The organism is Rubrivirga sp. (genome assembly GCF_049648075.1).
GTDB lineage: Bacteria > Bacteroidota > Rhodothermia > Rhodothermales > Rubricoccaceae > Rubrivirga.
This window is the reverse complement of record NZ_JBARYR010000003.1, coordinates 1-2,297: the sequence shown is the minus strand read 5'-3', so window position 1 is coordinate 2,297 and position 2,297 is coordinate 1. Positions and strand designations below refer to the sequence as shown.

Annotated in this window: 1 protein-coding gene; it reads right to left on the bottom strand. The window is 71.2% G+C overall.

Annotation, left to right across the window (positions count from 1 at the left end; translation table 11 throughout):
• Positions 1 to 2,297 (bottom strand): ABC transporter permease (locus WBA11_RS00135; protein WP_424518706.1); only part of this gene is annotated, 2,297 nt, incomplete at both ends.

Below are 2,297 nucleotides of genomic sequence, written 5' to 3'. Positions count from 1 at the left end.
GCGAACCGAGCGACGCCCCACGCGCCCGCGACCGCGAGCAGTCCACCCGTCAAGGCCGCGAGCACCCCGAGCAGCGCGTACTCGGCGAGCAGGATGCGGCGGACCTGCGCCCGGCTCGCGCCGAGGGTGCGCAGGACGACCGACTCCTTCGTCCGCTGCGCCAGGGCCACACGGACGGCGCCGGCCAGGACGACCAGCCCCGTAATCACGGCGAAGCCGGCCATGAAGCGCAGCACGAACGCGACCCGGCTCAGCACGCGGTCCACGAGTGCCAGCACCAGCCGGACGTCGACGGCCGAGACGTTCGGGAACGCGTCCACGACGGCCGACTGCAACCGCGCACTGACCTCGGGCGAGCCGGCCCGCGTTAGCATAATCGAGGTCTGGGGCGCGGCCTCGAGGGCGCCCGTCGGGAAGACGGCGAAAAAGTTGGGCTGGACGCGCGCCCAGTCGACCTCGCGGATGCTCGTGACCTGACTTTCGATCTCGGCGCCGCCCACGTCCCAGGTGATCCGGCTGCCCAACTCCACATCGAGGTCGAGCGCGATCTCGGTCTCGAGCGAGACGGGGATGACCGGCGCTCCGTCCTCGACGGTGCCCTGGAACGTGCCGGCGGTGACGGTCTCGGTATCGGTCAGCTCCGAGCGGTACGTCGAGCGGTACTCGCGGCCCAGCGTCCAGCGCTCCGGCCCGCCCTCGCCGCCGTCGAACGACTCGTCCGCGTCCTCGAGGAGCGTGTCCACCGGGACGCCGTCGATGCCGGCGACGCGCATGGTGACGAGGGGGACCTCGCCGACGACGGGCAGACCCTGCGCCTCGACGAGAGCCCGCAAGCTGTCCCGCTGGTCCGGCTGAACGTCGAACAAGACCACGTCCGGCGCGCCGGCTTGGTCGGACGGCAGGGCGACCTGGTCCAGGATGGACTTCTGGACCAGTCCGAGGGCGAGGACGAGGAAGACGCCTAGGCCGAGCGTCAGCAACAGGACCAGCGTTTGGTTTCCAGGCGCGTGAAGGTTGGCGAGACCCTGACGCCACGCCCAGGGCAACCCGGGCCGGACGATGCGGCGGACGATGGCGCGGACCGCGACGGCCGCTAATGCCAAGAGCGCAAAGACTCCGATCGTGCCTCCGACGAACGCGGCGGCTCCGCGGATCGTCTCGGTCTGGAGGTAGGCGAACCCGAACACGGCGCCGATCAGCATCAGCGCGAGCAGGCCTCGGAGCGGGTCGAAGCCCGTCGCCCGAACGTCGGACCGGAGGGCGCGGAGGGGCGGCACGCGGCGGACGCCCACCAAGGGCAAGAGCGCGAACAGCAGGGACGCCCCCAGACCGACGCCGATGCCCTCGAGGACGGCGCGCGGCGCGATCGCGTTGTCGACCTCGACGGGCAAGAACGCGGCGAACACCAACGGCAGCAGTCGTTGGATCGCCACGCCGAGCGCGGCTCCGAGTCCGGCCCCGATGAGCCCGAGTGCCAAGGCCTGAATCGCGTACACCGTCAGCACGCGCGTCGAGGACACGCCGAGACATCGCAGCGTGGCGACGGTCTCAGCCTTTTCGGCGACGTAGACGCTGATCGAGGACGCGACGCCGATCCCTCCCAAGAGCAGCGCCACGAACCCGACGAGTGACAAGAACCGCGCGAGGTAGCCGCTGGCCTCGGAGACCTCTTCCTGCTCCTCGCCGGCCGTCTCGAAGCGGACGTCGGCCGCCCAGAGCAAGTGCTCGGCCTGGTGCATCGTCTCGCCGTCCTCGAAGCGGAACGCGACCGAGTAGCGAGCTCGGCTGCCGAAGCCCAGGAGCGTGGAGTCGAGGGCGGCCAACGGCAGGTAGACGCGCGGCCCGACCAACCCCGCGATGTCGGTCTGGCCCGGCACGCCGTCGACGCGGCCGGTGATGGGGTACGTCCGACCGCCAATCTGGACCGAGTCTCCCACGGCGGCCTCCATTTGCAACAAGAGCGTCGCGTCGACGAGCGCGCCGGTTGTGTCGCGGCCCATCCCCTCCGCGGCGTCCGCAGGCGTCGTCTCGGCGGCCCCGTAGAGCGGGTACTCGCCCTCGAGGGCGCGCACCTGGACCAAGCGGGTCCGGCCCTCGCCCCCGCTCGAGGCGGGGAACCGGGCCATCGAGGGGAACGAGGCCTCGCGCACGGACGCCGTCGCGAGGCTGTCCTCGATGGCCGCTAAGAGCGCCCGTGTCGAGTCGGAGAACGCCGCTCGGCTTCGGGCCTCGAGGTCGGACCCGAAGACCTCTTTCGACTGCTCCTCGACTGCCCGCTCGAGGTTGATCCCGAACGA